This is a genomic window from Inquilinus limosus MP06 (assembly GCF_000767795.1).
Lineage (GTDB): Bacteria > Pseudomonadota > Alphaproteobacteria > DSM-16000 > Inquilinaceae > Inquilinus > Inquilinus limosus_E.
The window spans coordinates 1-1229 of record NZ_JANX01000997.1; the positions used below are offsets into that span (position 1 = coordinate 1).

At 68.9% G+C, this 1229-nt stretch carries 3 protein-coding genes; all 3 read right to left on the bottom strand.

What is annotated here, in order from left to right; all coding sequences use genetic code 11:
- Positions 1–109 precede the first annotated feature (109 nt).
- The gene (locus tag P409_RS34690) at positions 110–520 is read right to left on the bottom strand and encodes a type II toxin-antitoxin system VapC family toxin (protein WP_034849494.1); all 411 of its coding nucleotides are present in this window, start codon (positions 518–520) and stop codon (positions 110–112) included.
- Complete coding sequence (locus P409_RS34695; protein WP_034849495.1) at positions 520–759, bottom strand: type II toxin-antitoxin system VapB family antitoxin; 240 nt, start codon at positions 757–759, stop codon at positions 520–522. The genes P409_RS34690 and P409_RS34695 overlap by 1 nt, the downstream gene beginning before the upstream one ends.
- A gap of 95 nt (positions 760–854) precedes the next feature.
- Positions 855–1229: VOC family protein (locus tag P409_RS34700; RefSeq protein WP_161790535.1), on the bottom strand; the 375-nt coding region annotated here is incomplete at its 5' end.

A 1229-nucleotide genomic window follows, 5' to 3' on the forward strand; every position in this document is an offset into this window, starting at 1 on the left:
AGGCCGACCGCCGCATCGGCGTGCAGCCGCTGGTGGCGGAATGGGTGTCGCGGGTGCAGGTGCCCGGCACGGTGCGGGTGCAGGTCGACATCGACCCGTACAGTTTTCTCTAGGCTGGGCCGGCCGCCGCCTGGATATCGGTCTTCGAGAAGTCGTCGCCCTTGAACAGCAGCGGCACTCCATGCGTCCGGGCGCAGGCATAGGACATGCAGTCGGCGAGGTTGAGCTGCGCCGCATGGCCTCGGCCCTTGCCATAGGCGGCGAAGGCGGCGACGGCTGCCGTGGCGGTCTCGCTGTCGATCGGAACGATGTTGATGTCGGCTTCGTCGAGCAGCATATGGATCAGGGCTTCGGCTCGGACCGGGTCGAGCCGCAGCAGGGTGGAGAGCCGCATCGCCGCCTCGAGAATCACGAGGCCCGAGGTCAGGCGCCGTTCGGCCCTCGACAGGAGGTCGACAAAGCGAGGCGCATCCGGCTCACCGGCGATCAGGGCGACGATCACCGATGTGTCGACGAACATCAATGGCCCCACATCTCATCGATCTCGTCCTTGGTCATGGCACGCCCGCCGGGTCCGGCTTCCGCAGCGGCGATGGCGGCGATCCGCGCGATACGATCGGCGAGAGGCTCTTTCTCCGCCTCGCGGCGCAGCTCGGCCTCCAGCGCCTGGATGACGGCTTCGGTCATGGTCACGTTGCGCCGGGAGGCCAGTTCCTGGGCCAGCTCACGCGCGCGGCCATCACGGATCTGTAGGGTCATGACACCGTCTCCGCGGCACGGTTCTGCTATCAATACAATAGCATATCGTCATCCATACGCGGGAAGGGAAGTCTGCCGCAATCAGCGAGCGCAGATTACCGCGGCGGTTCGCTCAGCTCCAGCCTGTTGCCGGCGGGGTCGCGGGTGAACAGGCGGCGGTAGCCGACCGGCGGCCGCGGGTCGGGCTCGATCAGTGCTCCGGCGGCGCGAAGCCGGGCCTCCGCCGCATCGAGGTCGGAGACGACCAGGCAGAGATGCCGGTCCGCCGCCAGCTGCTCGGCCCGGCCGGGCGCGTCGGGCGACAGGTGGATCTCGGCGGCGCCGACCCGCAGCCAGGCGCCCTGGCTGCGCCGGCCCTGCGGCTTGGGCAGCGGCTCCAGCCCCAGCGTCTCGGCATAGAAGCGCACCGTCTCCGCCTCCAGCTCCGGCGGAAAGGTCAGGTTGGCATGGTGCAGGGACAGGATGGTCAC